The 732-nt window shown below is 50.8% G+C and carries 1 pseudogene; it reads right to left on the bottom strand.

Features of this window, described 5'->3' with window-relative positions:
- Positions 1-732, bottom strand: a pseudogene (locus PG418_RS15850) (recombinase zinc ribbon domain-containing protein); the annotation flags it as partial.

Here is a 732-nt window from a genome sequence, read left to right as displayed (position 1 = left end):
TCTGTGATGTTGGCGTATTCCTGAATGGCTTCCACCCATTGTTTTGCGTCATTGGCAAGCTGGACTTCATCGGACAGCCGCTTCCTGCCCTCTGACACTTTTGTTTTAAGCTCCGTCTGCTCGGTCTGTGTCTTTTCCAGCATGGTGTTGAAATTCTGCTCACTGATACGCCCTGCAATCATATCCTCATAAAGCCGCATTACCATTTTGTCCAGAACCTCAATCCGTTCCTCTCCGTTCCTCGTCCCTTGTAAGGGAGCGTTCCATTGCTTCCCGCTGTTTCCGCTGCTCGGCTTCGCAGGTATTGGTCAGGCGGTCGGCAACCGCTTCCCCGTCCATCAGGGCGGCTCTGGCACATTCCCGGATTTTTCGCAGCACATGGCTGTAAAGGGTGTCATAATCAATCCGGTGCTGGGTGCAGTGGTTCTTTCCAAAGGCATTGTAGGTCTTGCAGGAATAAATTTGCTGGGGATGTTTTGCGTTTGTGTAGCGTATCGTCAGAGATTTCCCACACTCGCCGCATTTTATCAGTCCGGCAAACAGGCTGATTTCTTCCTCCGGCTTCTTTTCCCCAATCGTGCCGATTTTGAAACGGTAGTCTTTTTTCTGGGAAGCAATCGCCCCGGTGTAAACGGGATTCATCAAAAGGTCTTTGATAACGGAGAAGTCCCACATATACCGCCCATTTTCCGGGTCTTTCTTTTCCCATTTGGTGCGGGTATTGCGAAGCCC

The organism is Bariatricus sp. TF06-38A, assembly GCF_027690675.1.
GTDB lineage: Bacteria > Bacillota > Clostridia > Lachnospirales > Lachnospiraceae > Allocoprococcus > Allocoprococcus comes.
Note: the sequence above shows the minus strand (reverse complement) of the source record. Positions and strands in the feature narration are given on the sequence as shown.